A 26,375-nucleotide genomic window follows, 5' to 3' on the forward strand; every position below is an offset into this window, starting at 1 on the left:
GGAAGAGCAGATGTCGACGATCTTCAACGTCCGAAACCTGAAGTCGCCCGGTGTTTCTCGGGCCACCGTCATCATCGGTGCGCTGATCGTGGTGCTGGTCTTGGTGGCTGCCTTCGTCGGGTGGAACCTCTACAAGAGGCTGACGACGAACACCGTGGTTGCCTACTTCACCGACACGCTGGCGCTGTATCCCGGCGACAAGGTGACGATCATGGGCGTGCGCGTCGGTGAGATCGACAAGATCGAGCCGGCCGGCGACCGGATGAAGGTGACCTTCAACTACGCCAACAAGTTCAAGGTGCCCGCCAACGCCACCGCGTCGATCCTGAACCCGAGCTTGGTGGCGTCGCGCAACATCCAACTGTCGCCGCCCTACACGGGCGGACCGGTGCTGGAGGACGACGCGGTGATCCCGATCGACCGCACCCAGGTGCCCGTCGAGTACGACGAGTTGCGCGACTCGATCAATCGGATCCTCACCGACCTGGGTCCGACGCCGGACCAGCCCCGGGGCCCGTTCGGCGACATCATCGACTCCGCGGCAGACGGATTCTCGGGCAAAGGCGAACAGCTCAACAAGACGCTGAACAACCTGTCCGAGGCGCTGTACGCGCTCAACGAGGGCCGCGACGACTTCTTCGGCGTGGTCAAGAGCCTGGCGCTGTTCGTCAACGCGCTGTACCAGAGCGATCAGCAGTTCGTCGCGCTGAACGACGACCTGGCCGAATTCACCAACGCGTTCACCAACACCGATCGCGAGGTCGCCAACGCACTGCAGGACCTGGACCAGTTGCTGTCCACCACGCGCGCCTTCCTCGACGAGAACGCCGAGGTGCTGACCACCGACGTCAACAATCTGGCGGAGGTGACCAACGCGATCCTGCAACCCGAACCGCGTAACGGACTGGAGACCGCGCTGCATGTGTTCCCTACCCTCGGCTCGAACGTCATGAACAGCGCGTCGCCGCTCGCTGCCGGGCCGGTCGCGCAGCCCGTGCTTGCGAACTTCGCTAACCCACTACAGTTCATCTGCAGCTCAATCCAGGCCGCCAGCCGACTGGGATATCAGGAGTCGGCGGAGATGTGCGCGCAGTACTTGGGGCCGATTCTCGACGCCATCAAGTTCAACTATCTTCCGTTCGGTGTGAACACCGCGTACACCGCCGAGGTTCTACCGAAACAGGTAGCCTACTCGGAGCCGAGACTTCAGCCGCCGCCCGGCTACAAGGACACGACGGTGCCCGGCATCTGGTCGCGCGACACCCTGTTCTCCCACGGCAATCACGAACCGGGCTGGGTCGCCGCGCCGGGCATGCAGGGCGTTGACGTGCAGCCCTTCACCGCGAACATGATGACGCCGGAGTGTCTGGCCGAACTGCTGGGCGGACCGAACTGCGTGATCCCCGGCGCGCCGCCGGCATTCGGCACGACCCGCAACGGCAACCTGCCCGGTCCGCCGAACGCGTTCGACGAGCGGAACCCGTTGCCACCGCCGTGGTATCCGCAGCCCGGACCTCCGCCGCCACCGGCGCCCGGCGTCATCCCGGGTGATCCGGGTGGCTCGGTGCTGTCTGCGCCCGTCGGACCGGGGCCCGGCCCCGCGCCAGCCCCGCCGGCCGCACCGGCAGGACCGCCGCTACCAGCCGAGGCAGGCCGCTGATGAAGAACAGAGGGCCGATGATGAGCGGTCGCAGGTGGGGCAGGATCGCACGCCGCACTGTCGCGCTCGGCGCGATCTCGCTGGTGCTGAGCTCGTGCGGCTCGTGGAAGGGCATCGCGAACGTGCCGCTGCCCGGCGGGCCGGGCGCCACCGGCGACAGGACCACCATCTATGTGCAGATCCCGGACACGCTGGCGCTCAACGTCAACAGCCGGGTCCGGGTGGCCGACGTTTACGTCGGCCGGGTGCGGGCGATCGAGCTGAAGAACTGGGTCGCGACCCTGACGCTGGATCTGCAGCCCGACATCGAGCTGCCTAAGAACGCGCTCGCGCGCATCGGCCAGACCAGCCTCCTGGGTTCGCAGCATGTCGAGCTCGAACCGCCGCCCGACCCCTCCTCGGAGCGTCTGCGCACCGGCGACACCATCCCGCTGCAGAACGCCTCGGCCTTCCCGACCACCGAGCGGGTACTGGCCAGCATCGCGTCCATCCTGCAGGGCGGCGGCGTGCAGAACCTCGAGGTCATCCAGACCGAGATCTACAACGTGCTCAACGGCCGGGCCGACCAGATCCGCGAGTTCCTCAACAAGCTCGACGTGTTCACCGACGAACTCAACCAGCAGCGCCAGGACATCACCCGCGCAATCGACGCCACGGATCGGCTGCTGAGCATCGTCGCCGAGCGCAACAACACGCTGGACCAGGTGCTCACCGAGTTCCCGCCGCTGATCAAGCATTTCGCCGAGACGCGCGACCTGTTCGCCGACGCCGTCGAGGCACTGGGCCGGATCAGCGTCGCCGCCGACAACGCGCTGGCACCAATCAGTGACGACCTCAACACCAACCTGGCCAACCTGCAGCGGCCGCTCAAGCAGCTGGGCCGGGCGGCGCCCTACCTGATCGGTGCGCTCAAACTGATGCTGACGGCGCCGTTCAACATCGAGAACGTGCCGAAGGTAGTGCGGGGCGATTATTTGAATGTGTCCATCAACCTGGACCTGACCCTCAGTACGGTCGATAACAACGAGTTGTCGGGCACAGGCCTATCGGGCATGCTGCGCGCCCTCGAGCAGGCATGGGGTCGCGACCCGGCGACGATGATTCCCGATGTCCGGTTCACGCCGAACCCGCACAACGCGCCGAACGGGCCGCTTGTGGAAAGGGGTGAGTGAGCAGTGCTGACGAGGTTCATCAAGATCCAGCTGGTGCTGTTCACCATCCTGACCGTGATCGCGCTCGTGGTGCTCGGCTGGTACTACTTGCGGATTCCGAGCCTCGTCGGGATCGGGCAGTACGAGCTGAAGGCGCAGCTGCCGCGCTCCGGCGGCCTGTATGCGACGGCCAACGTCACCTACCGCGGCACGCAGATCGGCAAGGTCACGTCCGTCGAGCCGACGGAGACGGGCGCACTGGCGGTGATGAGCATCGACGACCGCTACAAGATCCCGGCCGACGCGAGCGCCAACGTGCACTCGGTGTCGGCGATCGGTGAGCAGTATTTGGACTTGGTGTCGACCGGGGATCCCGGTCAGTACCTGTCCCCGGGGTCGACGATCACCGACAGCACGGTGCCCAGCGAGGTCGGGCCGGCGCTGGATGCCGCCAACAACGGCTTGGCGGTGTTGCCCAAGGAGAAGATCGACACGTTGCTGACCGAGACCTCGAACGCCGTGGGCGGCCTAGGGCCGGCGCTGCAGCGGCTCGTCGACTCGACGACCAACATCGCACAGGGCTTACAGGAGAACCTGCCGCAGGTCAATGACATCATCGAGAACGCGGGGCCAATCCTGCAGAGCCAGGCCGACTCCGGCGACAACATTGAGCAGTGGTCGCGCAATCTCAACGTGATCGCGGCGCAGGCGGCCGAGCAGGATGCGGCGCTGCGCAGCGGTCTGCAGCAGGCCGCTCCGACGGCGGATCAGGTCAACGCGGTGTTCAGCGGTGTGCGCGAATCGCTGCCGCAGACACTGGCGAACCTGGCGATCGTCTTCGACATGCTCAAGCGCTACAACAAGGGCGTCGAGCAGTCGCTGGTAATCCTGCCGCAGGGTGCGGCGATCGCCCAAGCCTCTACGGCGCCATTTCCGGGAGAGGCCCTGCAGCATTTCGGGCTTGGTCCCGTGTTGGTAGGTGTTGCGACGTCGCTCTTGACGCAGAACATCGTGCCGCCGGGATTCGGGCAAAGTCTTAATTCTGCCCCGCCATGCTTGACCGGCTTCTTGCCTGCATCGGAGTGGCGCTCGCCCGCAGACACCAGCATGGCGCCACTGCCGCGCGGTATGTACTGCAAGATTCCGAAGGACTACCAGGGCAATTCGGTTCGGGGTGCGCGTAACTATCCGTGTGCCGACGTGCCGGGCAAGCGCGCGGCGACGCCGACGGAATGCCGCAGTCCCGAGCCGTACGTGCCGTTGGGCACCAACCCCTGGTACGGCGACCCGAACCAGGTCCTGTCGTGCCCGGCGCCCGCGGCACGCTGCGACCAGGGCGTGAACCCGGGTCGCGGTGTGCTTCCGGCCCCGTCGGTGAACAACGGCAGGAACCCGCTGCCCGCCGACGAGTTGCCGCCACCGAACTCGACGGCGCCGATCAGCGACCCGCTCAGCCCGCCCGGGCAGGGCAGCGTCACCTGCAGTGGACAACAGCCCAACCCCTGCATCTACACTCCGGCACCGGGGCCTCCCGGCTCCACGGCGGTGTACAACCCACAAAGCGGCCAGGTGGTCGGCCCCGACGGCGTGAGGTACAACGTCAGCAACTCGATCAACCCAGGAGACGACGGATGGAAGGAGATGCTGGCACCGGCCAGCTGAACCCTGCCCCCGATGCTGATGAGACGCCCGACGAGTCGTTAGCAGTATCCCCACCCGAACCGGAAGAACCAACCCAGACCGAGGAATCGCCAGGTCCGTTCCGCCGCCCGTCGCGAATCGGCCGCGGCATGGCCGCCAGCGTGTGCGCACTGCTATCGCTGCTGGCCCTCGCCGGCGGCGTCGGCGGCTACTTCCTGCTGAAGGCCAACGCGGAGGCCGACACCTCCGCGCGCGCCGAGGCGGCCGCACTGCAGGCGGCCAAGGACTGCGTGGCGGCGACCCATGCGCCGGACACCGCGGCGATGACGCAGGCGCAGTCCAAGATCATTCAGTGCTCGACGGGTCAATTCGCGGTGCAGTCGACGCTCTACAGCGGTGTGCTGGCCGACGCCTACCAGGCCGCCGACGTCAAGGTGCAGGTCTCCGACATGCGGGCTGCGGTCGAGAAGCACAACGACGACGGATCGTTCGACGTGCTGGTGGCCGTGCGGGTGAAAGTCACCAACTCCGACATTGCCGACCAGGAACAGGGCTACCGGTTGCGGGTGCAGATGGCGCCGGACGAGGGTACCTACAAGGTCGCCAAGCTGGACCAGGTCACCTCGTGACGGCCGTGCTCGACACCTCGCCCGACACCGACGCCACCGACGTGGCCGTCGCGGAGCCGGTCGCGTCATGGCCGGCGCGCGCGGGTGCGTTCGCGATCGACGTGCTCGTCGGTGTGGCGGTCGTGGCGACGCTCGCGCTGGTGGCGCTGACGGCGCCGCAGGGCAGCCCGCTGTGGTGGGTCTACACCGCGGCGGCTGTGGCCGTGGTGCTGGCGATGGTGGTCAATCGCGTTGTGCTACCGACGAAATGGGGGTTCAGCCTGGGCCGGGCCGTGTTCGGCATCGCGGTGCGCACGCGCGACGGTGCGCCGGCCGGCTTGTGGCGGCTGTTGGCCCGCGACGCCGCTCACCTGCTCGACACCGCCGCGTTGTTCGTCGGCTGGCTATGGCCGCTGTGGGACCGGCGCCGCCGCACCTTCGCCGACCTGCTGCTGCGCACCGAGGTGCGCCCGGTCCCACGGCCCGCGCGCGACGTGCGCCGGTGGGCCGCGATCGCGATGGTGGTCGCGACGCTGATGTGCGCGGCGGCCATCGGCCTGAGCTACTGGGTGGTGTACCGGCATGAGCAGGCCGTCGAGTCCGCCCGCGAGCAGATCACCGAGCAGGGGCCGCGCATTGTCGAAGAGATGCTGAGCTATCAGAAAGACACGCTGCAGCAGGACTTCTCGCGGGCGCAAGAATTGACCACCGAGGGGTACCGGCCGCAGTTGATCGATCAGCAGCAGGCGGTGCAGCAGTCGGGCATCGGTTCCAACGCGTACTACGCGGTGAGCAGCGCGGTACTGTCGGCGACGCCGGACCGGGCGTCCATGCTGATGGCGATGCAGGGCCAGCGCGGTGCCGACGCCAAGGATTTGAAGTTCATCACCGCGACGGTGCGCGTGGACTTCGAGAAAGCCGCCGACGGCAGGTGGCTGGTCAGCAATCTCACCGTGCTGAAGAAGCCGATGATGAATGCGCAGGGCCAGTGAGCCCGCGGCGCAAGGTCGCGGCCGACGAGCCGGACTACTTCGAGGTGACGCCGAAGCCGCCGCGGCGGTGGGGGCTGCCGATCGTCGCGCTGGTGACGTCGTTGCTGCTGGCGGCCGGGATCGTGATCAGCAGCCTGATGCTGGTCAGCCACGAGCGCGACCGCAGTGCACAGGTGCGCGACGCGGCCGCACTCGGCTACGTCAGCGAGTTCATGATCAATTACACGTCCCTGGACCCGTTCAATGCCAATGCGTACGTGGACCGGATCCTGTCGCAGGGCACCGGTGACTTCGCCAAGATGTTCAAGGAGAAATCGCCGCAGATCCTGATTCAGGTCGCCCAGGCCGAGCCGACGTCCGGTGAGGTGGTGGCCGCCGGGGTGCAGCGCTGGAACGACAACGGCAGCGCCGACGTTCTGGTCGCGACGAAGGTGACCAGCAAGTCGCCCGACGGCAAGACCACGGTCGAGAGCGGAAATCGTTGGGTTGCAACGGCAATCATGGAAGGACAGCAGTGGAAGATCAGCCAGCTGATCCAGGTGATCTGACCACCGACGCGCAGACCTCCGAGGAAGCCGGGACCACGGCGCCCAAGCGGCGCTGGTTCTCGAGGCGTAGGAAAGTTGCTGCGCCGTTCGGGGATTCGGCCGCCGAGGAGACCGTCGAAGCGCCTGTCGAGGAGCCGGCGCCGGCGCGCCGTGTGCCCACCGGCAAGGCGGCGCGCGTCAAGACCGAAGAGCCGGAGGAGGCCGTCGACGAGCCGGTCGAGGCCGAAGAGCCGGTGGGGGTTGCAGAATCCGTCGCGGCCGAGCCCGAGCCCGAGCCGCTGCGGGAGGTGACGTTCGTACCGCACCGGCCCGCCGGGAAGCGGTTGATCGCGGCGGCCGCCGCGGCCGGTGTGCTGTTCGTCGGCGCCGCCGCGTTCGCCGGCGCGGCCCTGCAGCCGTACCTCGCCGAGCGGGCGGAGGTCGACACCAAACTCGACGTGGCCCGCACGGCCGCGAGCGCGATCTCCACGTTGTGGACGTACACGCCGGACAACATGGAGACCCTGCCCGACCGGTCTGCGGGCTTCCTCGGCGGCGACTTCGCCTACGAGTACCGCAAGTACATCGACGCGATCGTCGCGCCGAACAAGCAGGCGCAGGTGACGAACACGACGCAGGTGCTCGGCGCGGCGGTGGAGACACTCACGCCGTCGGAGGCCACCGCGCTGGTCTACACCAACTCGGTGGCCACCAGCCCGATGACGAAGAACATCCCGTCGCTGCGGTATCTGTCCTACCGGCTCACCATGGAGCGCCGGGACGCCAAGTGGCTGATCACCCGGATGTCGACCGTCACGTCGCTGGACCTGACGCCGCAGCTGTAGGTCCCTGGCGGTGCCCGTCGAATCCCCTGTCTCGCAACGGTTGACGGTCACCAGCCTGCTGCTGCTGACCTTCGCGACCGGACTGGTCGACGCGGTCAGCGTGCTGGAACTCGGCCACGTGTTCGTCGCCAACATGACGGGCAACGTCGTGTTCCTGGGGTTCTGGCTCGCCCCGCGCACGGTCGTCGACGTCACCGCCGCACTGGTCGCGTTCGTCAGTTTCGTGACCGGTGCCGTGCTCGGCGGTCGGCTGGCCCGCCATCTCGACACCGACGTCCGGCGGTGGCTGGTCGTCGCGCTCTCGTCGGAGGTGGTGATGCTGCTGACGCTGGCGATCCTGGCCGGAGCGGGGGTGCTCGACTACCGCGACAACAGCAAGCTGATCCTCATCGCGGGCCTTGCGGTCACCTTCGGGGTGCAGAACTCCACCGCGCGCCAGTTCGGTATCCAGGAGTTGTCCACCACGGTGCTGACCACGACGATCTCGGGCATCGGCTTCGACAGCAGGCTCGCCGGCGGCACCGGAGAGCGGGGCAGGCTGCGGGTCGGCATCGTCGCGACGCTGTGCGCGGGGGCGGCGGTCGGCGCGTCATTGACGCGATTCGCCGTCGCCCCGGTGATCGCGGTCGCCGCGGCGGTGGTGGCGGTCGGCGCGTCGCTCTTCTGGTTCGGCAGCAGGCCGGCGCACGGCTAGTCTGCCTGCATGCCGTCAGCACTCGTCACCGGGGCGTCACGGGGTATCGGTAGGGCGATCGTCGAACACCTCGCGGCGCGCGGGTGGTCGGTGATCGCGGGCGTGCGCACCCAGCAGGACGCCGACACCGTCACCGCGCTCAACCCGCAACTCATCTCCGCAGTGCTCCTCGACGTCACCGACGCCGACCACATCGCGGCGCTGCCCTCCTCGCTGCCAGCGCGGCTCGACGCCGTCGTCAACAACGCCGGCGTGGTCGTCGGCGGTGCCATGGAGACCGTGACACCCGACGAGTGGCGAAAGCAACTGGAGATCAACGTCATCGGCCAGCTGGCGGTCACGCAGGCGGTGTTGCCCCGGTTGCGCGAGTCCCGTGGCCGCATCGTGTTCATCTCCAGCGTCAACGGACGGCTGTCGATGCCGCTGATCGGTGCCTACGCGGCAAGCAAGTTCGCGCTCGAGGCTGCGGCCGACGCGATGCGAATGGAGCTGCGGCCGTGGCGGATTCCGGTTGTCATCGTCGAACCCGCACAGACCGACACCGACATGTGGCGTACCGCCGACACGATGGTCGACGACCTGGAGGCGGGGCTGAGAGCCGAGCACCGGCAGCTCTACGCCAAGCACATCGCCGGTTTCAGGAAGATGGTGCCGGTCTCCCAACGGCTCGCGGTGCCCACCGAGAAGGTGTGCAGCGTCGTCGAACAGGCCCTGACGGCGCGCCACCCCCGCGCGCGTTACGTCGTCGGCCTCGGGCCAAGGCTCCAGGCCGTCCTGCTGACCAACATGCCGACCACGGTCCGAGACCTGGTGCTGCGCAAGGTGTCCGGCCAGCCCTAGGATGCCGCCGTTCGTCAAGCGCAATGCGGCCGCGCCCGCCGGCTTCTTCGCCTGCGAAGCCGCAGGCCTGCGCTGGCTCTCGGCCGTGAGCGGCGGCGTGCCGTGCGCGGCCGTGCTGGCCGTCGACGCCACCAGCCTGACCCTCGGACGGCTCACGACCGCCGCCCCGACCCGCGCCGCCGCGCACGAGTTCGGCCGCCGGCTGGCCCGCACGCACGCCGCGGGCGCGGACGCGTTCGGTGCCCCGCCCGCGGGCTGGGCCGGCCCCGGTTTCTTCGGTCCCCTGCACCAGCCGCTGCCGATGTCGCTCACCGGTCACGGCCGGTGGGGCGCGTTCTACGCCCGTGAGCGGTTGGCGCCCATGGCCTCGCACGCGGCGGGCCGACTCGACGCGAGGACCCGTGTGGACGTCGAGGCCGTCACCGCCCGGTGCGAGGCCGGCGACTTCGACGACGGCGAACCGCCCGCCCGCCTGCACGGCGACCTGTGGAGCGGCAACGTGATGTGGACGCCCGAGGGGGCGGTCCTCATCGACCCGGCCGCGCACGGTGGCCACCGCGAAACCGACCTGGCGATGCTTGCGCTGTTCGGGTGCCCGTACCTCGACGCCGTGGTCGACGGCTATCAGGCGAAACGGCCGCTGCGGGAGGGCTGGCGTGCGCGCGTCGGCCTGCACCAGCTGTATCCGCTGCTGGCCCACGTCGCGCTGTTCGGTGGCGGCTATGCAGGTCAGACGGCTGCCGCCGCGCGCCGCGCGCTCGAGGCGTGAACGCGAACGATGACGCCGCCGACTCGGACGACGGAGCCTCAGGCGCCGCCGCTTAGTTGAACGCCAGCCAGCTGGGCAACGCGCGCTCGCGGGAGTCGCACAACACCTGACGGGTGTCGCACGACCCGCGCGGGACGCCGGCACCCGCCCACATGCCGCCCGTGTCGCGCCGCAGCACGATGGCCGACGAACCGCCGCCGTCGAGCAGCACGGCGGAGTCGCTGCCCAGGCCGCGGAACAGATCTTGGATCTGGTCCGGTGTGTAGCTGCCGCCTTGGAACACGTACATCTCGTCCTTGTCCTTGGCGTACGCGATGGCGGTGCGCGCGGCGCTGGGACCGCCGTCGTTGAGTTGGCCGGTGTCGCCCGGCGCCAGCAGCCCGATCCCGGCGACCGCGACGAAGCGCACGCCTTCGTCGAGCAGCCGCTGCACCACCGGAGAGGCCGCGTCGTAGTCGTCGGGACTCGATGGCGCCACCACGTACGGCGCCCCGGCCACGGGCAGGATCATCGTCGAGAGCGCTTTCCAGTGCTCGTTGCCGCCGGAGAGTCCCTGCTTGCCGGCGTAGGCCAGGGTGCCGGTGATCGCGGCGTTGGCGCGCCCCTGACCTCGGGTGCTGTCGACATAGGCGCCCAGCGGTGAACTGCATCCCGTCGACTTCCAGGACCCGCCCTTCTGACCCCGTACGTCGAAGAAGTTGGCGTTGATCGCGATCGTCGGCTGTCCCAGCGCCTGCCAGGCCTGCAGCGGGGTGAAGATCTCCGACGCCTGCCACAGGCCCTCGCCGGTGCGGGCCCGCGGATCGCGTTCGCAGCGGGCCTGAAACCCCCTGTGCGAGTCCACAAGCAGTCGCGGGGCCAGGCGACCGGACGCGGACTTGATGATCATCAGGTGTCCGCCGTTGTCCATCTCGTACCAGTTGCCGCCCGCGTTGAGCATCGGCGCGGGATGACCGCCGCCGAAGTTGTAGACGAGGTAGGACCCGCGGGTGCCGGCGATCGCATTGGCAAGCAACTCGCGCGCGCCCGCGGCGCGCACCGTCGGAACGCCTGCCGTGAACGACAGCACGGCACACAACAGCAGGGCCGCGGCGGACGCCGCGAACCTGCGGATGTTTGCGGTTGTGGTCGACACGGTTGCCCCTTCGCGGACACAGCGAGAACAACACCACAGTAATCACAGCAAACACACTGTCAACTTTGATAACAGCAGCATCACGCATTGATTTCGGCATCGACAACCCTTTTCGTCGCGCACGACTGCAGTTCGCCGAAATGGACGCGGCGCGAGTGTTACGTATAGAAGACATCGTTTTGGGAACAAGTCCTAGGCGCTTGTAACCGAAGAAGGAGAAACTATGTGGACCATCATCGTCGCCCTCATCGCGGGCATCATCCTGGGAGCGCTCGCGCGCCTGATCATGCCGGGTAAGCAGAACATCGGCGTCCTGATCACCATCGTCTTGGGCGCCGTCGGTGCCCTCCTCGGTTCCTGGATCTCCAACGAATTGTTCGGCACCGGTGACAAGATCTTCTCGCCGATTCCTTTCCTCATCGGACTCGTGGTGGCGATCGTGCTGATCGCGATCTACGTCGGTATTGCCGGGCGCCGCGGCACCCGCTCGCGGGGCCCCGGGGTCCGCTAGCTGCCGGGTGGGGCCAGCCGGTAAACGGCGTCGGCGTAGTCGTCGGTGATGTAGACGGCGCCGTCGGGGCCGGCCACCGCGGCCACCGGGCGGCCCCACCGGGACCCGTCGTCGGCCTGGAATCCGCCGACCAGTGTCTGCTGATCGCCGAGTCCGCCGTCGCGCCACTCGAAGAACGACACCTCCGGCGCGCGCGGCGGATCGGCGTTCCAGGACCCGTGCACGCCGACCAGGGCCCCCTGTGAATACGGTTCCGGCAGCACGCTGCTGGTGAAACTCAGCCCCAGCGGCGCGGCATGGGCGCCGAGGCTCTGCTCGATCGGCGGCAGTGCCGCACAATCCATTCGGCTCCCGTCGGCGTTGGTCTGCACGTCGCGGATCAGCGGCAGGTTGGCCGGTCCGCCATCGGGATTGCAGTAGGGCCAACCCAGTTCGCGCCCCGGCGTGAGTCGCGCCAGCTGTTCGGGCGGATGGTCGGTGACGTACTCCTCGATCACCTTGCCGTAGTCCGGACCCGGCCCCGGGTACGCGACGTTGTCGCGGCCGTTGTTGGCCGTCCACACAGAACCGTCCTGGGCGACGGCGAGGCCGGTGCCGTTGCGCACCCCCGTCGCGAACGGCTGTGGGGGACCGCCGCCGGGCGGCACCCGCATGATCGTCGCGCGCGGCGGGTCGGCATCCCGATCTTCGGCGGAGATGTTGCCCGTCGATCCGATCGAGAAGTAGACGCTGCCGTCCGGTCCCACGGCGACGCTCTTGAGCGCGTGGGCGTAACGGCCCTTCAAGTCGGGGCTCTTGGCGTCGGGTAGGCCGTCGGCGACTATGCGCGCGTTGGTGACTCGGCCGTCGGCGTAGTCGTAGGCGTCTATCTGGTCGCTCTGCGCGACGTATAGGGTGTCGCCCGAGAACGCCATCCCGTGCGGCTGGTTGAGCCCGTCGAGCAGCACCGACTGCTGCGCGCCCCCAGCCGTCGGCCTCAGCAGCACGATCTGACCGGTGCTCGGCAGTGAGACCAGCAGCGCGCCATCGGGTGTCCACGCCGCCAACCGCGCCGCGGGCAACCGCGCCCAGACCGACATCGTCCAGCCGGGCGGCACCATGGCCCGGCGCGGTTCGTCGAACGGCGCGGCGTTGCGATCGTCTGCCACGTCGACCGTGACCGGTGCCAGTGCCGCCGCGTCCGCCGTCGGCGCCGACGAGGTCGGCTGCGGACTCGGGGCGCGCGCAGGCTCGGGGTCGGTGGCGCAGCCCGCCAACAGGACAACCCCGGCGACGCTTCCGATTGTGTTACGCCACAGCCAAACTCGCATGCATCTCCCAGGCCAGGATCTCTGCGGGCGCGGCGGCCGTGACGCACTGGCCGCCCGAGCCGGTGAATCGCACGGCGTCACCCTCGTGCAGCGCGCCTACGCCTTCGAGTGTCACCTCGCCGCGGGCCACGAACAGGTGCACGTACGGCGCCTGCGGCAACTCGACGCTGTCGCCGGGCTGCATGCGGGCGCCGTGCAGCGCCGCGTGCCTGTTGCGGATGGTGATCGCGGTCTGATCGCTGTGCTGGGGCATGCCCGACGCGATGGTCACCAGCTTGCCGCGCAACAACTCGTCGTCGATCTCGAGCTGCTGGTAGCCCGGCTCGATGCCGGCTTCGTCGGGCACCACCCACATCTGGACGAAACGCACCGGCTCGTCGTGTGATTCGGAGCCGGTCAGCCGCCACGAGTCGTTCTTCTCCGAGTGCAGGATGCCGCGACCGGCCGACATGCGCTGGGCGAGACCGGGATAGATGACGCCGGAGTGGCCCGTCGAGTCCTGGTGGACGAGCGAACCGCGCAGCACCCAGGTCACGATCTCCATGTCGCGGTGCGGGTGGGTGTCAAATCCCGTCCCGGGTTTGACGATGTCGTCGTTGTTGACCAGCAGCAGGCCGTGGTGGGTGTTCTCGGGCTCGTAGTGGCTGCCGAACGAGAAGGAGTGCTTGGAGTCCAGCCAGGAGATCCTGGTCCTCGCGCGGTCGTCGGCGCGCCGGATGTCGATGGTGACTGGATCGATGCGCGATCCGCCTGCGTTTGTCGCTGGCGTCATGATGTGCCTCTCGGTCGGGGCCCAGCCTAGGTGGGGCTACTGGACGCGACAACATAGATGATGTGTCATGTATTCCATGTGGTTGACAAGCGAGGAACAACGGGTCTGGCGCCGGTACCTGACGATGACCGGCCGCCTGCAGACGGCGATGCACCGGCAGCTGCAGCAGGATTGTGAGCTCTCGCTGGCCGACTACGACGTGCTCGTCGCGCTCTCGGAGAAAGGAGCGCTGCGGATCAACGACCTCGCCGACGTGCTGGGCTGGGAACAGAGCCGGCTGTCACATCAGCTGCGGCGCATGCGCGGCCGCGGGCTGATCGTGCGCCACGGCAGCGGGGACGACCGGCGGGGGGCGTCGGTCGAGCTGACCGACGGCGGGGTCGCCGCCCTCAGGACCGCCGCGCCCGGGCACGTCGCGCTGGTACGCGAGGTGGTGTTCGACGGGCTCTCGCCCGCGCAGTTGAGCGCCTTCGACGCGGTGCTGTCGAGCGCGCTGGAGCGGCTGGCTACCAGTCCGCCTCGTCGTAGGTGATGACGCCGCGGATGTTCTTGCCGTCGATCATGTCCGCATAGCCGGAGTTGATGTCCTCGAGGCGGTAGGTCCTGGTGACCATGTCGTCGATGTTGAGCAGACCGGACTTGTAGAGGCCGATGAGTTTCGGCGTTTCGATGTGCGAGCTGCCGCCGCCGAAGATGTTGCCCTTCAACGTCTTCTGCAGCATCGTGAACAGGAAGAGGTTGAGCTTGACGTCGACGTCCATCATCGACCCCATCCCCGTGACCACGCAGGTGCCGGTCTTGGTGGTCAGCGTCAACGCCTCTTCGATGTACTCGCCCTTCATGTCACCGACCGCGATGATGGTCTTGTCGGCCATGACGCCGTGGGTGAGGTCGATGACGGGTGCGATGGCCTCGGCCATCGACGGGTAGACGTGGGTGGCGCCGAACTTGATCGCCTGGTCGCGCTTCCATTCGTTCGGGTCGATCGCGATGACGTTGCGGGCGCCGGAGATCACCGCGCCCTGCAGTGCGCTCATGCCGATGCCGCCGACGCCGACGATGACGACCGTCTCGCCGGGTGCGACCTCGGCGACGTTGGTGGCCGAGCCGAAGCCCGTCGGCACCGCGCAGCCCATGATGGCGGCGGTCTCGAACGGGATGTCCTTGTCGATCTTGACCACCGAGTCCTTGTGCACCGTCATGTACGGAGCGAAGGTGCCGAGCAGGTTCATCGGCGAGACCTCGGTGCCGCCGGCGTGCACGCGCGAGGTGCCGTCGGCGATCGCCTTGCCGCCGAGCAGCAACGCGCCGCGGTCGCACAGTGAGCGGTGGCCCTTCAGGCACGGCGGGCACTCGCCGCAGGCGGGGATGAACGCGAGGATGACGTGGTCGCCCTCCTGCAGGCCGGTGACGTTCCTGCCGACCTTGGTGATCACGCCTGCGCCCTCGTGACCGCCGAGTGCCGGCAGCGCGATCGGCGTGGCGCCGGTGGTCAGGTGGTAGTCGGAGTGGCACATGCCCGCCGCGTGCATGCGGATCTGCACCTCGTCGTCGACGGGGTCGCCGATCTCGATCTCGTCGATGCGGAACGGGGAGTTCAGCTCCCACAGCAGGGCGCCCTTGGTCTTCATGACCGGCGATCATAGAACACGTTCCAGAACAGGTGTCAACTAGCACCCTGGCCTGGTGATTTCCCGCCTACACCCCGTCTAGTGTCGGGTTGGCCGACGGTTATCCACAGATCGCGTCCGACAAGCCGACATTCGTCGTTCCGTATGCCACGGTCGATCAATGGGGGAATGGAACCGACCGTTCGTCGGCAGCGAAGCCCGTGCCGCCGGCACTGCCAGCGAGCGCGCTCTTCGGACCCGGCACGTCATGCTCTACCGAAACGTCTACCTGCCGAAGCACGTCCCGATCACCGCCGCCATCCGTGCGGAAGCCGCGTGGTTGTGGGCACGCCGCGAGGCCACCGTGGCAGGGCTTTCGGCCGCCGCGCTGCACGGGTCCAAGTGGATCGACGCCGAGCTTCCCGCCGAATTGATCCGTCCTGTCGGGTGCAAGGTCGACGGAATACGGATCCATCGCGACCGCCTCGGGGACGGCGAGATCAGCGTCGTCGGTGAAATCCCGGTCACCACGCCCGCGCGCACGGCCTACGACCTGGGTCGTCGGGACGGACTCGTGCAGGCCGTCGTCAGGCTCGACGCACTAGCGAACGCGACGGGGCTCAAACCCGCCGGCATCGTCGAACTGCTCGCCGATCATCGCGGCGTCCGCGGTCTCGAGCAGCTTCGGGTGGCGGTGGACCTGATGGACGGTGGGGCTGAGTCGCCGCAGGAGACCAGGACCCGATTGTTGTTGACAGCTGCCGGCTTCCCACGTCCGCGAACCCAGATCGTGGTCTGCGACGAGTTCGGGCACTTCGTCGGCCGCGTCGACATGGGCTGGCCCGACTGGAAGGTCGGGGTCGAGTACGACGGACCACAACACTGGGCCAGCCCAGCCGACCATGCGCGCACAATCGAGCGGATCGCCGATCTTGAAGACCAGGGCTGGACCGTCGTCCGCGTGAGTCGGGACATGCTCCGCTATCGCAGCGGCACTCTTCTGGCTCGAGTGCGCGATGCCATGCGCTCTGCCGGATGGCCCGACCACGCCAAGGTCGACCTCGGGTGTCGGCTTGACCGACGCTGGGAGGCGCAAAGCGTCGGTCAGCCCGCCACTCGGCCCCTCAGAGCGAGGCGGGCAGGCCGAACTTCTCGAACGACGTCATGTGGAACGCGACGACGTGCGTGATGCCGTCGGCGCCGACCTCGAGCACATGCATCTGGAACGGCTCGTGCACACCGGTCTGCCGGTTCAGCATGTACAGCGCGCCCGCGGGCTGACCGTTGGCCGTCGTTCGGACGAACCGCATATCGCCGGGGCCCTCGGCCGGGCAGTGCGTCTTCGACAGCAGCACGATGTTCTCCGGACCCTGGTACCAACCGTCGAACGGCGGCATCTCCCACACCGCATCGGCGGTGAACAACTCGACGAGCTTGTCGATGTCGTAGCTCTCGAACGCGTCGATGTAGCGGGTCAGCAGATCCTGCGCCTCGGGCGACTCCGGGCCCTTGACCTCGTCGTCCTCACTTGGACCGACGGCCTCCAGTTGCGCGCGCGCCCGCTGCAGCAGGCTGTTCACCGCCGCCGTCGACGTGCCGATCGCGTCGGCCACCTCGGCCGCCTTCCACTGCAGTACCTCGCGCAACACCAGCACCGCCCGCTGGCGCGCCGAGAGATGCTGCAGCGCGGCGACGAACGCCAGCCGCACCGACTCGCGCGAGCCGACGATGACCGAGGGGTCAGCCGGGTCGTCCGCCTGATCGGGCAGCGGCTCCAGCCACGGCACCTCGTCGCGGGAAGTGATGTCGTCGACCGGGTCCGAGCTCGGCGCGCCGAGCCCCGTCGGCAGCGGCCTGCGCTGCCTGCTCTCCAGCGCCGTCAGGCAGGTGTTGGTGGCGATCCGGTACAGCCACGTCCGCACCGAGGATTTGCCCTGGAAACCCTTGTACGACTTCCACGCGCGCAGATACGTTTCCTGCACCAGATCCTCGGCGTCGTGCAGGGAACCGGTCATCCGGTAGCAGTGCGAGAGCAGCTCACGGCGGTACTGCTGCGCATCGGCCAGGAAGGCGTCCTCGGCTCGCTTGTCGTCAAGTTCGTGGGCCAGCACCGTCACGCCGCCGATCTTAATCAGTGCATGTGACAACAGATAGTCTCCCTGAGTGGCCACAACCCGCAGCGAACACACCTTCGACGGTGTCGGTGGGGTGCGCATCGTCTACGACGTGTGGACCCCCGAGACCGAACCCCGCGGCGTGGTGGTGCTCTGCCACGGATACGCCGAGCACGCCCGACGTTACGACCATGTCGCCCAGCGGTTCGGCGAGGCGGGGCTGATCACCTACGCCCTCGATCTGCGCGGCCACGGCCGCTCCGGCGGCAAACGCGTGTTCCTGCGCCACATCGGCGAGTACACCGGCGATTACCGTACCCTCGTCGGCATCGCCGCCGACGATCACCCCGATCTGCCGCACATCGTCCTCGGTCACAGCATGGGCGGTGGCGTCGTGTTCGCCTACGGCGTCGAGCACCCCGGCGACTACACCGCGATGGTGCTGTCCGGGCCGGCCGTCTACGCGCACGACGCGGTGTCGTCGTTCATGATCGGCGTCGCCAAGGTCGTCGGCGGCGTCCTGCCGGGCCTGCCCGTCGAGGAACTGCCGACCGAGGCGGTCTCCCGCGACCCTGACGTCGTCGCCGCCTACATGGCCGACCCGATGGTGCATCACGGCAAGCTGCCCGCCGGCATCGCCAAGGCGCTGATCAAGGTCGGCGAGACCATGCCGCAGCGCGCCGGGTCGCTGACCGCGCCGCTGCTCGTGGTGCACGGCGAAAACGACAAGCTCATCCCCGTCGCGGGCAGTCACCATCTGCTGGAGTGCGTGGCCTCGACCGACGCGCATCTGAAGGTCTATCCCCAGCTCTACCACGAGGTGTTCAACGAGCCCGAGCGCGCGCTGGTGCTCGACGACGTCACCTCGTGGATCGAGGCCAAGCTTTGAGAACTGTTGCGGCGCTCCTGGTCTCGTTGCTGCTGCTGGCCGGGTGCTCGTCGAGCGACGAGCCTCGCTGGGTGGATGCCGACGTCAGCTTCGCAGCTGACGGGCTGACCATCTACGGCACCTACCGTTACCGGGAGGGAGCCGCGCCCGGACCCGCCGCGCTGCTGATCTCCGAGAGCGGCGCCACCGACCGCAACGGCGACAACGCCGTAGCCGGCCCAGTCGGCAACATGCGCCAACTGGCCGAACTGCTCTCCGACCGCGGCGTGGCCAGCCTGCGTTACGACAAGGTCGGCACCGGCAAGACCGGGCTCGGCCCGTTCGCGCAGCGGCCGACCGAGGTGGTCAGCGCCGTCTACACCGCGGGCGCGGCCGCGGCGCTGCGCCATCTGGCCGACCAGGCCGGTACCGACAAGGCCCGCGTGTCGGTGTACGCGCTCGGCGAGGGCTCGATCCACGCCATGTCGTTGGCCACCGCGTCCGACGCGCCGAAAGTGCACGCGCTGGGCCTGTTTCAGCCCTTGCCCGGCCGCTATCTGGACATCATCACCAACCGGGTGCGCGCCAACGCCGGCCCCGAGGCACTGTCGACCTGGCTGGCCGCCGTCGAGCAGGTCCGCACCATCGGCACCGTGCCGCCGAACCTGCCCGAGGGCCTCGGCGCGCTGCTGAACCAGGGCAACGTCCGCGCGGTGATCGAGGCCGACAAGATCGACCCGGTGGCGCTGGCCGCCAGGTTGCCCGCGGACATGCCCGTGCTGGTGACGTGTTCGGATGCCGACGCCCAGGCCAGTTGCGACGCGGTGCGACCGCTCGTCGACGCGCTCGAGCACACCGCGCCGACGCTGGTCGAACTCAAGGGCGTCAACCACGTGTTGCGCGACGACGCAAGTGACAACGTCGCCAACTACGCCTCCCAAGACCCGCTTTCTCCACAGGTCACCCAAGCGCTCGACCGCTTTGTCGCCAAGTAGCCCTAGTCTGGCCCGCATGAGTGACGACAAGATGCTGGCGCGGATCGCGGCCCTGCTGCGCCAGGCCGAGGGCACCGACAACCCGCACGAGGCCGACGCGTTCATGGCCGCCGCCCAGCGGCTCGCCACCGCGACGTCCATCGACCTCGCGGTCGCGCGTTCGCATTCCGATCAGCGCTCGAAGGCCCAGATGCCGGTTCAGCGCACCATCACCATCGGCACCGCGGGCGCCCGCGGCCTGCGCACCTACGTGCAACTGTTCACCGTGATCGCGCTCGCCAACGACGTGAAGTGCGATGTCGCGTCCAACTCCACCTTCGTCTACGCCTACGGCTTCGGCGAGGACATCGACTCCAGCCACGCGCTCTACGCCAGCCTGGTGACGCAGATGGTCAAGGCGTCGCAGGCCTACATCGCCTCGGGCGCGCACCGCCCGACGCCGACGATCACCGCGCGGATCAACTTCCAGCTGGCGTTCGGCGCGCGCATCGGGCAGCGGCTCGCGCAGGCCCGCGAGGAGGCGCTGCGCGACGCCACCAAGGGCGCCGGCAGCCAGCCGGGCACCGCTATCGCCCTGCGGGACAAGGAACTCGAGCTCAAGGATTTCTACCGAGAGACGTCACCGGCGCGCGGTACCTGGCGGGCCACCAGCGCGACGGCCGGCTACTCGTCGGCGGCGCGACGGGCCGGTGACCGCGCGGGCCGCAACGCCCGGCTGGGTCCCAGCCCCGAACTCGCGGGCGCCCGCGCTTCGCTGGAGAAGTGACCGCCAGGGACAGCCAGCGAGCGAAGGTCTACGCGGCCGAGGAGTTCGTCCGGACCCTGTTCGACCGGGCCGACGAACGCGGCAACCGCGTCGTCGAGTTCTTCGGCACCCAGCTGACCCTGCCGCCGGAAGGCCGGTTCGCGACGGTCGATTCGGTGCAGCGGTACGTCGGCGACGTGCTCGCCATGGCGGCGGTGCGGCACCGATGGCCGCAGCGCGGGCCGCTGACCGTGCGCCCCCGACGCGGGGTCACCGCAGCGCACTACGAGGTGCACGGCGACGAGGCGACCATCGCCGTACCCGAGCGCGGAAGCCGGTGGGCGCTGCGGGAGTTGGTGGTGCTGCACGAGATCGCCCACCACCTGTGCGACGCGTCGCCGCCGCACGGGCCGGAGTTCGTCGCCACGTTCTGCGAACTCGCCGACGCCGTGATGGGTGCCGAGGTCGGCCACGTGCTGCGCACCGTGTACGCCAAAGAAGGTGTGCGCTAAGGAGTTCCGGGTAATTCGGCGGTGATCTGGGCGACCGCCTTGTCGATGCGCTCGCGGTCGGCCTCAATGGACGCGGTCGCCGCCGCCGTCGCGTTCTGCAACGCCTCGTTGAGCCTCTGCTGCACCGTCTCCACACCCAGGCGCAGCAGGCCGTCCTCGATGACCGTCCCGGTCAGGTGGTGATGGCCGTTGAGCGTCACCTCGACGGTCTCGGACTCGTCTGTGGCCGTGAAGGTTTGGGTGTTCATCCGATGCAGCTGGTCGTCCATGATCGACTGCAGCCGCTGTGCTTGTTGCAGCACGGCGGCCACCTGCGGATGCATCTGCTCGCTCACTGCGAGTCCTTGCCGTCTCTGCCGCGCTCCTGATCGCGCCTGCGGCGCTGGCCGATGACGGCCTCGGTCCACGGCCGGTCCTCGGTGTAGAGGTCCTCATCGGGCGCCAACCGCGGATCCCGGCGCTTCTCCTTGCCCTGCTGCGCCCCGGCGCCGTGGCCCATCGGCGCCATGCCCGCTCCCATCCCGCCCATGGCCGAACCACCCGCCGGGCCGGGAGCCGCCCCTGCGCCTGTCGGAGCCGTCGGCGCCGGGCCGACGGTCTCCGCCTTCACCGCCGCCGACATCGGCGTCGACGGCAGCCCGCCGCCGCCACCACCGGCGCCGCCGCCCGACCAGCCACCACCGGACGCCGCGGCGGGCCGCAGGCTGGGATCGGTCGGCAACTTCGGCGTCGGGGTCGACGGCGCGCCCCCGGGCACCCCGCCCGGCAACCCACCCCCGCTGCCGCCCGACGGTGCGCCGGCACCCGACGGCGCACCCCCGCCGGACGGGGCGCCCGCGCCCGCGGGAGTGCCGGCACCGGTCTGCGGTGCCCGCAGCGACTGCGCCGTCTTGTCGGCCATCGCGGACGGATCACCGGTGGGCTGGCCGCCACCTTCGCCCGCGCCGCCGCCTCCCGGCGATGGAGCGGAACCGGACGACGGCGAGAACGGCGGCGCGTCCACCTGCACCGGATCGAAGGTGGCGTTGTCGGCGTACTCCGCGCGCACCTCGTCGGAGCGGCGCTGAAGTTCCGCCATCTCCTCGGAGATTCGCGTCATCTCGTTCTGCGTCGCGACCGCGTTGCCCGGACTGACCAGCGCCGCCAGCTCCTGCATGCGGGCCTCGAGGAACTTGTACCGCGTGTAGATGTTGGTGTGCTCGGCCAGTGCTGCCGTGTGCGAGGCCTGTACCCGCACGGCGGCCTGCGAGAGGCGTTGCCATGCCGCCGAGAGGTCGGCCAGCCAGTCGCTGAACTTGTTCATCCGGTCGCGCGCCGCGTCGGCCGCATCGCCTTCCCAATTCGTCACCTTCGGCGGGGCGGCGTGGGCCTGCGCACTGGTTGCGGCCAGGCCCCAGTGCACCTCCGCGACGTCCAGCGAGGCGCCGTGATCGCCGGCGCTCAACAACTGCTGGGTGGTGTTGACATCGCTGTAGTCGCCCGCGCTGAGCGCCTGCATGGCGGGCGGGCCCTCGGGCAGCGGCGGCATCGGCGTGGCGGGCACGGGCACCGAAACGGCGTCGAGATCGGCTGCCCTACCGGGGTCGTCGAAGTTCTCGGCGTACTTCCTGTCGACGTCGTCGTAGGACTTGGCCGCGGTGCGCAGCATCTCGGCGGTGCGCTTGTTCTCGGCCTCCGCCCACTTCTGGTACTGCTCTAGAACGCGGGCGTTCTCGTTGAGGTTGGCCGCGGCGCTCTTGGCCACCTGCAGTTCGTCGGGCGCGACGACCCGAACCGACGGCGAGAACCACGGATTGCCCTCCATGCCGGTGGCCAGGCCGTCCAATTCCGCTGTGACGACGCCCAATCCGTTTCCCATGGCTACCCCTCCAACACCATCTGGTAACGGCTTTCCTCGCGCGGGTTGATCAACCGGATCGGCAACTGCCGGTGGCGCGGTGTGTCGATGAAGTTGTCGCGCAACACGACCCGGCCGATGCCGGGATGCGGACCCAGGTAGGTGGTGGCATGGGGCCACGAGACCTTGGCCACCTGCCCGATCCGCGCGTTGACGTACTGCGCGAACTCGTTGAACTGGGGCAGCAGCGTGATGACGGCCCCCGCCGCCGCCGACCGCACGATGAACTGGGTGAACAGCCGCGCGTCACCGAGGTTGATGCTGACGTCGACGTCGTCGAACGGCATGTACACCGGATAGCGGTCCGCCGTCTCGCCGACCATCACCCCGGCCGAACCGATCGGCAGTTCGTAGTGGCGGTCGGTGACCGGGCTGATGCCGTGCAACGCCGCACGCTGTCCGCCGAACAGACACGAAAAGCCGCGCGGTGTGGTCGGATTCGCCAGGGTGGTCAACAGAACCGTCGCCGTCGGCGCCGCGCCTGGCCGAATACGCACGCGGGTGATGGTGTGGTCCGCGCGCGCCGACCACCACACGTCGGGACCCCCGGGCGCGCAGTACGCGGAGGTGAAGGTGCTGCGCCCCTTGATCGCCGACCACGTCTCGCGTTCGAAGCTGATCTCGGTCGCGCGATCGAGATCGTCGAAGCTGCGCATCGGCCTGGCGTCGATCCCGTTGCCCGCCAACTGGTCGGCGATGCGTGTCGTGGAGGCCACCAGATACCGCGCCAGTCCCGCGACGCCCGCCTCCCGGCGCTGCGACGACTTGCGGGTGTCTTCCGGGTCGGCCCGCAGCACGATCCACGTGCGCCGGTTCGCCGGAGCCGGGTACGGACCGACCACCTGCTCGTAAAGCGACACCAACGTCGCGGGCGCGGTCTTGCCCACCCGGTAGCCCGCCGACACCACGTCGGCCTCCAGGTCGGGGCAGTGCGCCGCGACCAGTTGCTCGACGAGGCGGGTGTGGACCACGTCGTCGGTGAAGGCCTCGCCGTTGACGATCACCGTCGGGGTGAAGGGTCGCGGCACCAATTCGATCGCCGAGACCAGGTAGTCGTCCTGCCACCGCACGGCGACGTGGTCACCCGGCAGCACCGTCGCCCCGACGGCGGGTTCGGAGGGTCGTTGCGGTTCCCTGCGGTGGCGCCTGCGCCAGGCGAACACCGCGGCCACCCAGCCGGTGGCCCGCCTTCCGCGGACGGTCAGCACCGATCCCAGCGCGATGAGCACGGCAAGCGTGATGCCGAGCCACAGCAGGTGCAGCCGGGCGAACAGCACGATGGCCGCCGGGATCAGCGCGGCCGCCCAGATGGCGTGACCGGTCGTGAAGCGCAGGCCCAAGACGCCGAGGAGCCGTTTCATCTGCGCCTCAGCGCCCGTCGTGCCAACGCGCCCAGCCCCAGCAGCGCCGCGAGGCCGGCGCCGGTGAGCACCACGGCCGTGATCGGGCCCCGGTCCGGGGGCGGGATGTAGGCAGGCGGCGGGATCTCCTTGACCGTGTACGGCGCGCGCACCGGGCCGGCGGGCACGTCCCAGGTCAGCGCCGCGACGGGGTCGATGACACCCGCACCGACGTAGTTGTCGACGCCGCCGCCGGGGTGCCGGGCCGTCGCGGTGATCCGGTTGATGATCTGCGCCGGGCTGAGCGCGGGGAAGCGTTGTTTGAGCAGGGCCGCAAGGCCGGAGGCGTAGGCCGCGGCGAACGACGTGCCGCTGATCGGGATCAGGCCGTCCTCGCCTTGCAGGGCGTTGACCGGGTTGCCGTCGTAGCCGAGCGCGACCATGTTCTCGGCGGGTGCCGCGGCGCCGACCCACGGTCCGGACATCGAGAAGTTGCTCGGCTGTCCGTTCTGGCCGATGCCGCCGACGGTGAGCACCAAAGGCGAGTACCACGCCGGGCTGACGATGGTCTGCACTTCCTGCCATCCGCGCGGGTCGGCGGGCACCGCAGCGTCCGGCGGCGGGTTCTGGCTACAGTCCTGGCCGGTGTTGCCCGCCGCGACCACGATGACCGCACCCTTGACGTTGACCGCGTAGTTGATCGCCGCGCCGAGGCCGGTCTCGTTGATCGGGCGGGTGACCTTGTAACAGGCCGCCTCGCTGATGTTGATGACCGCCGCGCCGAGGTTGGCCGCGTGCACGACGGCGCGGGCCAGGCTGCGTAGTGAGCCGGCGGTCTGCGTGGTGTTCGGGTCGTTGGGGTCCTGCCGGGCTCCGACCGGCTGGAACGCCTCCGACGTCTGGCGCAGCGACAGGATGCGGGCGTTGGGCGCGACGCCGACGAACCCGTCCGTGGGTGCCGGCCGGCCGGCGATGATCGACGCGGTCAGCGTGCCGTGGGCGTCGCAGTCGGACATGCCGTTGCCCGCCTGGTCGACGAAGTCACCGCCGGGTTCGGCGAGCACCCGCGCCGAACCCTGGACCCCGGTGTCGATCACCGCGACGGTCACGCCGGTACCGGTCGCGAACTTCTGCGCCTCGGCGAGCCGCAGATAGTCGTTGGCCCACGGTCGGTCGGCGAAGTTGGAGTTCGGGAACACCATCGGCGCCGAGCAGACTCGGCGCAGTTCCATCGGCTGGTCGGGTCCGGTCTGGTCCGGCGGAACGGCCGCGGGATCGATCGCCGGGGGCTCGATCGCCCCGGCGGGCGGAGCGCTGAACAGCGCCAGCAGCAGGGCCGCCAGCAGCACTGTGGCGCGCTGGAAGATGCGCTGCACGCGCTACGCACCTCCCCGGCGAACAGTGTGCTGCACGGGCCGCAGCAAACTCCGCGTCGGCCACTGGGCGGCGCGTATTGTCACGTCAAGCCGATCGGCCGAATGCACGCAGCCAATCTTAAGGGTCGGTCGGGGGCACCGATTCCGCTATTCCGTCACCACGGCCGAAGCTCGCCGGCTTCTCGCAGGTCATCCGTGTGGGCCGGGGGGTGGGTGCGCGGTGAGCTCCGATCGGGTCGATGGTCGCGCGCGGATGGCGCCACGGCCCGGTCAGGGCGGATGTCGAGGTGGATCACCGGCTTCGCGACCGATCACTTGTGCGGACCCGGTCCCCCGACCCCGACGCGGCCAGCGACGACGACCGGGCCGCGGTGCGACGGCCGGGACTCCGGGTGCGGGAGCCCCGGGCGCGGTGGCGGGCAACGTCGTGCGCTCTTGCTGCGCGGCGTGACGGCCGTGCGGTCAGTAGGGTCGCCGTCATGGCACGCAAGTACGCCACGGCCGACGTCGTCGACCGGCGCGGGCTGCTCGACTTCGTCCGGCCGCGACATCGCATGCTGCTCACGACCTTTCGTGCCGACGGCTCGCTGCAGAGCTCACCGGTGACCGGCGGCGTCGACGACGAGGGCCGCATCGTGATCGCGAGCTACCCGCAGCGGGCCAAGTCGGCCAACCTGCGCCGCGACGCGCGCGCCAGCGTCGTCGTCCTCTCCGACGAGTTCGACGGGCCGTACGTGCAGGTCGACGGCGACGCCGAGGTGATCGACCTGCCCGACGCCGTCGAACCCCTGGTCGACTACTTCCGGGCCGTCGCAGGCGAGCACCCCGACTGGGACGAGTACCGCCGGGCGATGGACGACCAGGGCAAGTGCCTGATCCGGATCACCCCACGCCGCTGGGGCCCCGTCGCGACGGGTGGATTTCCCGCGACGAGTCGGCAATAGCGGTGTCGAGCCCGTCGAGGTCCAGCGTCATGCTGCCGGCCGGGTCGGCCCGGAACTTCCCGCTGCCCGCGGCGTTGGCCAGCTCACCGGTGCCCGACGCGATCCGCACGTCCGCGCTGGCGACCCCGTCGCGGTAGAAGCCGTCGTGCAGCAGCACCAGGCTGCCGGTGCTGCCGCCGACAGTCCCCGCGATGTGCTCGATGCCGACGAACAGGGCGCTGCGGTCCGGTGCGTAGGCCAGCAGCCACTTCGTCGTCGAGGTGCCCTGGATGTCGCCCTCGTAGCGTTTGGCGACCAACGCCTCGGTCAGCTTGGTGGAATCATTGCCGTCCTCGAACGGCGTCTCGTCCCAGCTGCCGATCGAAAACGTCGCCTCGATATGTCTACTCATGAGGGACGGATACCCCATCGGCGCGGCTCTGTCCCGCTGTGATAGTCAAGTGCAGGACGGCCGCGTTGCGTCCGATAGCACGTCAAACTATAGTCTGGACACATGTCCAGAGGGTTCGGAGTTGTTGC

General features: G+C 69.1%; 28 protein-coding genes. 18 read left to right on the forward strand and 10 right to left on the reverse strand.

What is annotated here, in order from left to right; translation table 11 throughout:
* The first annotated feature begins 10 nt into the window (after nucleotides 1–10).
* Genes ABGB19_RS16270 through ABGB19_RS16315 form a run of 10 tightly spaced genes read left to right on the forward strand, consistent with a single transcriptional unit; the run spans nucleotide 11 to nucleotide 9,727 of the window.
* Nucleotides 11–1,660, forward strand: a complete 1,650-nt coding sequence (locus ABGB19_RS16270; RefSeq protein WP_347686996.1) for a virulence factor Mce family protein — start codon at nucleotides 11–13, stop codon at nucleotides 1,658–1,660.
* Between the two features lie 20 nt (nucleotides 1,661–1,680).
* The gene (locus ABGB19_RS16275) at nucleotides 1,681–2,832 is read left to right on the forward strand and encodes a virulence factor Mce family protein (RefSeq protein ID WP_347687215.1); all 1,152 of its coding nucleotides are present in this window, start codon (nucleotides 1,681–1,683) and stop codon (nucleotides 2,830–2,832) included.
* A 3-nt stretch (nucleotides 2,833–2,835) separates the two neighbouring features.
* A complete protein-coding gene (locus tag ABGB19_RS16280) occupies nucleotides 2,836–4,473 on the forward strand; it encodes an MCE family protein (RefSeq protein ID WP_347686997.1) in 1,638 nt (545 codons plus the stop codon).
* Nucleotides 4,443–5,081 (forward strand): hypothetical protein, encoded by a 639-nt coding sequence (locus tag ABGB19_RS16285; RefSeq protein ID WP_347686998.1) that lies wholly within the window; start codon nucleotides 4,443–4,445, stop codon nucleotides 5,079–5,081. The genes ABGB19_RS16280 and ABGB19_RS16285 overlap by 31 nt, the downstream gene beginning before the upstream one ends.
* Nucleotides 5,078–6,052, forward strand: a complete 975-nt coding sequence (locus tag ABGB19_RS16290) for an RDD family protein (protein ID WP_347686999.1) — start codon at nucleotides 5,078–5,080, stop codon at nucleotides 6,050–6,052. Before ABGB19_RS16285 ends, ABGB19_RS16290 begins: the two co-directional genes overlap by 4 nt.
* Nucleotides 6,049–6,600 (forward strand): mammalian cell entry protein, encoded by a 552-nt coding sequence (locus ABGB19_RS16295; RefSeq protein WP_347687000.1) that lies wholly within the window; start codon nucleotides 6,049–6,051, stop codon nucleotides 6,598–6,600. Before ABGB19_RS16290 ends, ABGB19_RS16295 begins: the two co-directional genes overlap by 4 nt.
* Complete coding sequence (locus ABGB19_RS16300) at nucleotides 6,567–7,424, forward strand: mammalian cell entry protein (protein WP_347687001.1); 858 nt, start codon at nucleotides 6,567–6,569, stop codon at nucleotides 7,422–7,424. Before ABGB19_RS16295 ends, ABGB19_RS16300 begins: the two co-directional genes overlap by 34 nt.
* Before the next feature lie 10 nt (nucleotides 7,425–7,434).
* Nucleotides 7,435–8,118 (forward strand): YoaK family protein, encoded by a 684-nt coding sequence (locus ABGB19_RS16305; protein WP_347687002.1) that lies wholly within the window; start codon nucleotides 7,435–7,437, stop codon nucleotides 8,116–8,118.
* 9 nt (nucleotides 8,119–8,127) lie between these two features.
* Entirely contained in the window at nucleotides 8,128–8,958 is an 831-nt protein-coding gene (locus ABGB19_RS16310) for an SDR family NAD(P)-dependent oxidoreductase (protein ID WP_347687003.1), read from the forward strand.
* 1 nt (nucleotide 8,959) lies between these two features.
* A complete protein-coding gene (locus tag ABGB19_RS16315; protein WP_347687004.1) occupies nucleotides 8,960–9,727 on the forward strand; it encodes a fructosamine kinase family protein in 768 nt (255 codons plus the stop codon).
* Nucleotides 9,728–9,779: 52 nt separating this feature from the next.
* Here the strand turns inward: ABGB19_RS16315 and ABGB19_RS16320 are convergent, their stop codons facing one another.
* Nucleotides 9,780–10,862, reverse strand: coding sequence for a phosphodiester glycosidase family protein (locus ABGB19_RS16320; RefSeq protein WP_347687005.1), 1,083 nt, complete (start codon nucleotides 10,860–10,862; stop codon nucleotides 9,780–9,782).
* A 223-nt stretch (nucleotides 10,863–11,085) separates the two neighbouring features.
* Here ABGB19_RS16320 and ABGB19_RS16325 point away from each other — a divergent pair, with 223 nt between their 5' ends.
* Nucleotides 11,086–11,373 (forward strand): GlsB/YeaQ/YmgE family stress response membrane protein, encoded by a 288-nt coding sequence (locus ABGB19_RS16325; protein WP_347687006.1) that lies wholly within the window; start codon nucleotides 11,086–11,088, stop codon nucleotides 11,371–11,373.
* Here the strand turns inward: ABGB19_RS16325 and ABGB19_RS16330 are convergent.
* Together ABGB19_RS16330 and ABGB19_RS16335 are read right to left on the reverse strand one after the other, a co-directional pair.
* Complete coding sequence (locus tag ABGB19_RS16330) at nucleotides 11,370–12,683, reverse strand: gluconolaconase (RefSeq protein WP_347687007.1); 1,314 nt, start codon at nucleotides 12,681–12,683, stop codon at nucleotides 11,370–11,372. The genes ABGB19_RS16325 and ABGB19_RS16330 overlap by 4 nt on opposite strands.
* Nucleotides 12,661–13,455 (reverse strand): pirin family protein, encoded by a 795-nt coding sequence (locus ABGB19_RS16335; RefSeq protein ID WP_347687008.1) that lies wholly within the window; start codon nucleotides 13,453–13,455, stop codon nucleotides 12,661–12,663. The genes ABGB19_RS16330 and ABGB19_RS16335 overlap by 23 nt, the downstream gene beginning before the upstream one ends.
* Nucleotides 13,456–13,522: 67 nt before the next feature.
* Here ABGB19_RS16335 and ABGB19_RS16340 point away from each other — a divergent pair, with 67 nt between their 5' ends.
* Nucleotides 13,523–13,987, forward strand: coding sequence for a MarR family winged helix-turn-helix transcriptional regulator (locus ABGB19_RS16340; protein ID WP_347687009.1), 465 nt, complete (start codon nucleotides 13,523–13,525; stop codon nucleotides 13,985–13,987).
* Here ABGB19_RS16340 and ABGB19_RS16345 read toward each other — a convergent pair.
* Nucleotides 13,962–15,086 (reverse strand): NDMA-dependent alcohol dehydrogenase, encoded by a 1,125-nt coding sequence (locus ABGB19_RS16345; protein WP_347687010.1) that lies wholly within the window; start codon nucleotides 15,084–15,086, stop codon nucleotides 13,962–13,964. The two genes, ABGB19_RS16340 and ABGB19_RS16345, sit on opposite strands and share 26 nt — an antisense overlap.
* Before the next feature lie 160 nt (nucleotides 15,087–15,246).
* Here ABGB19_RS16345 and ABGB19_RS16350 point away from each other — a divergent pair, with 160 nt between their 5' ends.
* Nucleotides 15,247–16,254 carry a hypothetical protein gene (locus tag ABGB19_RS16350; RefSeq protein ID WP_347687011.1) on the forward strand — a complete coding sequence of 336 codons (1,008 nt, stop codon included), beginning with the start codon at nucleotides 15,247–15,249 and terminating at the stop codon, nucleotides 16,252–16,254.
* Here the strand turns inward: ABGB19_RS16350 and ABGB19_RS16355 are convergent.
* The gene (locus tag ABGB19_RS16355) at nucleotides 16,190–17,212 is read right to left on the reverse strand and encodes a sigma-70 family RNA polymerase sigma factor (protein WP_347687216.1); all 1,023 of its coding nucleotides are present in this window, start codon (nucleotides 17,210–17,212) and stop codon (nucleotides 16,190–16,192) included. The two genes, ABGB19_RS16350 and ABGB19_RS16355, sit on opposite strands and share 65 nt — an antisense overlap.
* 16 nt (nucleotides 17,213–17,228) lie before the next feature.
* Between ABGB19_RS16355 and ABGB19_RS16360 the strand changes: the two genes are divergently transcribed.
* Genes ABGB19_RS16360 through ABGB19_RS16375 form a run of 4 tightly spaced genes read left to right on the forward strand, consistent with a single transcriptional unit; the run spans nucleotide 17,229 to nucleotide 20,299 of the window.
* Entirely contained in the window at nucleotides 17,229–18,068 is an 840-nt protein-coding gene (locus ABGB19_RS16360) for a lysophospholipase (RefSeq protein ID WP_347687012.1), read from the forward strand.
* Nucleotides 18,065–19,042 (forward strand): hypothetical protein, encoded by a 978-nt coding sequence (locus tag ABGB19_RS16365; RefSeq protein ID WP_347687013.1) that lies wholly within the window; start codon nucleotides 18,065–18,067, stop codon nucleotides 19,040–19,042. Before ABGB19_RS16360 ends, ABGB19_RS16365 begins: the two co-directional genes overlap by 4 nt.
* A 16-nt stretch (nucleotides 19,043–19,058) precedes the next feature.
* Entirely contained in the window at nucleotides 19,059–19,808 is a 750-nt protein-coding gene (locus ABGB19_RS16370; RefSeq protein WP_347687014.1) for a DUF2786 domain-containing protein, read from the forward strand.
* Nucleotides 19,805–20,299, forward strand: coding sequence for a TIGR04338 family metallohydrolase (locus ABGB19_RS16375; RefSeq protein WP_347687015.1), 495 nt, complete (start codon nucleotides 19,805–19,807; stop codon nucleotides 20,297–20,299). Before ABGB19_RS16370 ends, ABGB19_RS16375 begins: the two co-directional genes overlap by 4 nt.
* Here ABGB19_RS16375 and ABGB19_RS16380 read toward each other — a convergent pair.
* From ABGB19_RS16380 to mycP, 4 genes are read right to left on the reverse strand one after another with little or no spacing between them, the layout of a single operon-like run.
* A complete protein-coding gene (locus ABGB19_RS16380; RefSeq protein ID WP_347687016.1) occupies nucleotides 20,296–20,634 on the reverse strand; it encodes a YbaB/EbfC family nucleoid-associated protein in 339 nt (112 codons plus the stop codon). The two genes, ABGB19_RS16375 and ABGB19_RS16380, sit on opposite strands and share 4 nt — an antisense overlap.
* Nucleotides 20,631–22,157, reverse strand: a complete 1,527-nt coding sequence (locus ABGB19_RS16385; protein WP_347687017.1) for a hypothetical protein — start codon at nucleotides 22,155–22,157, stop codon at nucleotides 20,631–20,633. The genes ABGB19_RS16380 and ABGB19_RS16385 overlap by 4 nt, the downstream gene beginning before the upstream one ends.
* A 2-nt stretch (nucleotides 22,158–22,159) precedes the next feature.
* The gene (gene eccE, locus ABGB19_RS16390) at nucleotides 22,160–23,557 is read right to left on the reverse strand and encodes a type VII secretion protein EccE (protein ID WP_347687018.1); all 1,398 of its coding nucleotides are present in this window, start codon (nucleotides 23,555–23,557) and stop codon (nucleotides 22,160–22,162) included.
* Complete coding sequence (mycP, locus tag ABGB19_RS16395; RefSeq protein ID WP_347687019.1) at nucleotides 23,554–24,912, reverse strand: type VII secretion-associated serine protease mycosin; 1,359 nt, start codon at nucleotides 24,910–24,912, stop codon at nucleotides 23,554–23,556. Before mycP ends, eccE begins: the two co-directional genes overlap by 4 nt.
* Before the next feature lie 479 nt (nucleotides 24,913–25,391).
* Between mycP and ABGB19_RS16400 the strand changes: the two genes are divergently transcribed.
* Nucleotides 25,392–25,856 carry a PPOX class F420-dependent oxidoreductase gene (locus ABGB19_RS16400; protein WP_347687020.1) on the forward strand — a complete coding sequence of 155 codons (465 nt, stop codon included), beginning with the start codon at nucleotides 25,392–25,394 and terminating at the stop codon, nucleotides 25,854–25,856.
* On the opposite strand, the gene ABGB19_RS16405 is transcribed toward ABGB19_RS16400, so the two are convergent.
* Complete coding sequence (locus ABGB19_RS16405; protein ID WP_347687021.1) at nucleotides 25,795–26,247, reverse strand: DUF3224 domain-containing protein; 453 nt, start codon at nucleotides 26,245–26,247, stop codon at nucleotides 25,795–25,797. The two genes, ABGB19_RS16400 and ABGB19_RS16405, sit on opposite strands and share 62 nt — an antisense overlap.
* Nucleotides 26,248–26,375 lie beyond the last annotated feature (128 nt).

The organism is Mycobacterium sp. B14F4 (genome assembly GCF_039871645.1).
Lineage (GTDB): Bacteria > Actinomycetota > Actinomycetes > Mycobacteriales > Mycobacteriaceae > Mycobacterium.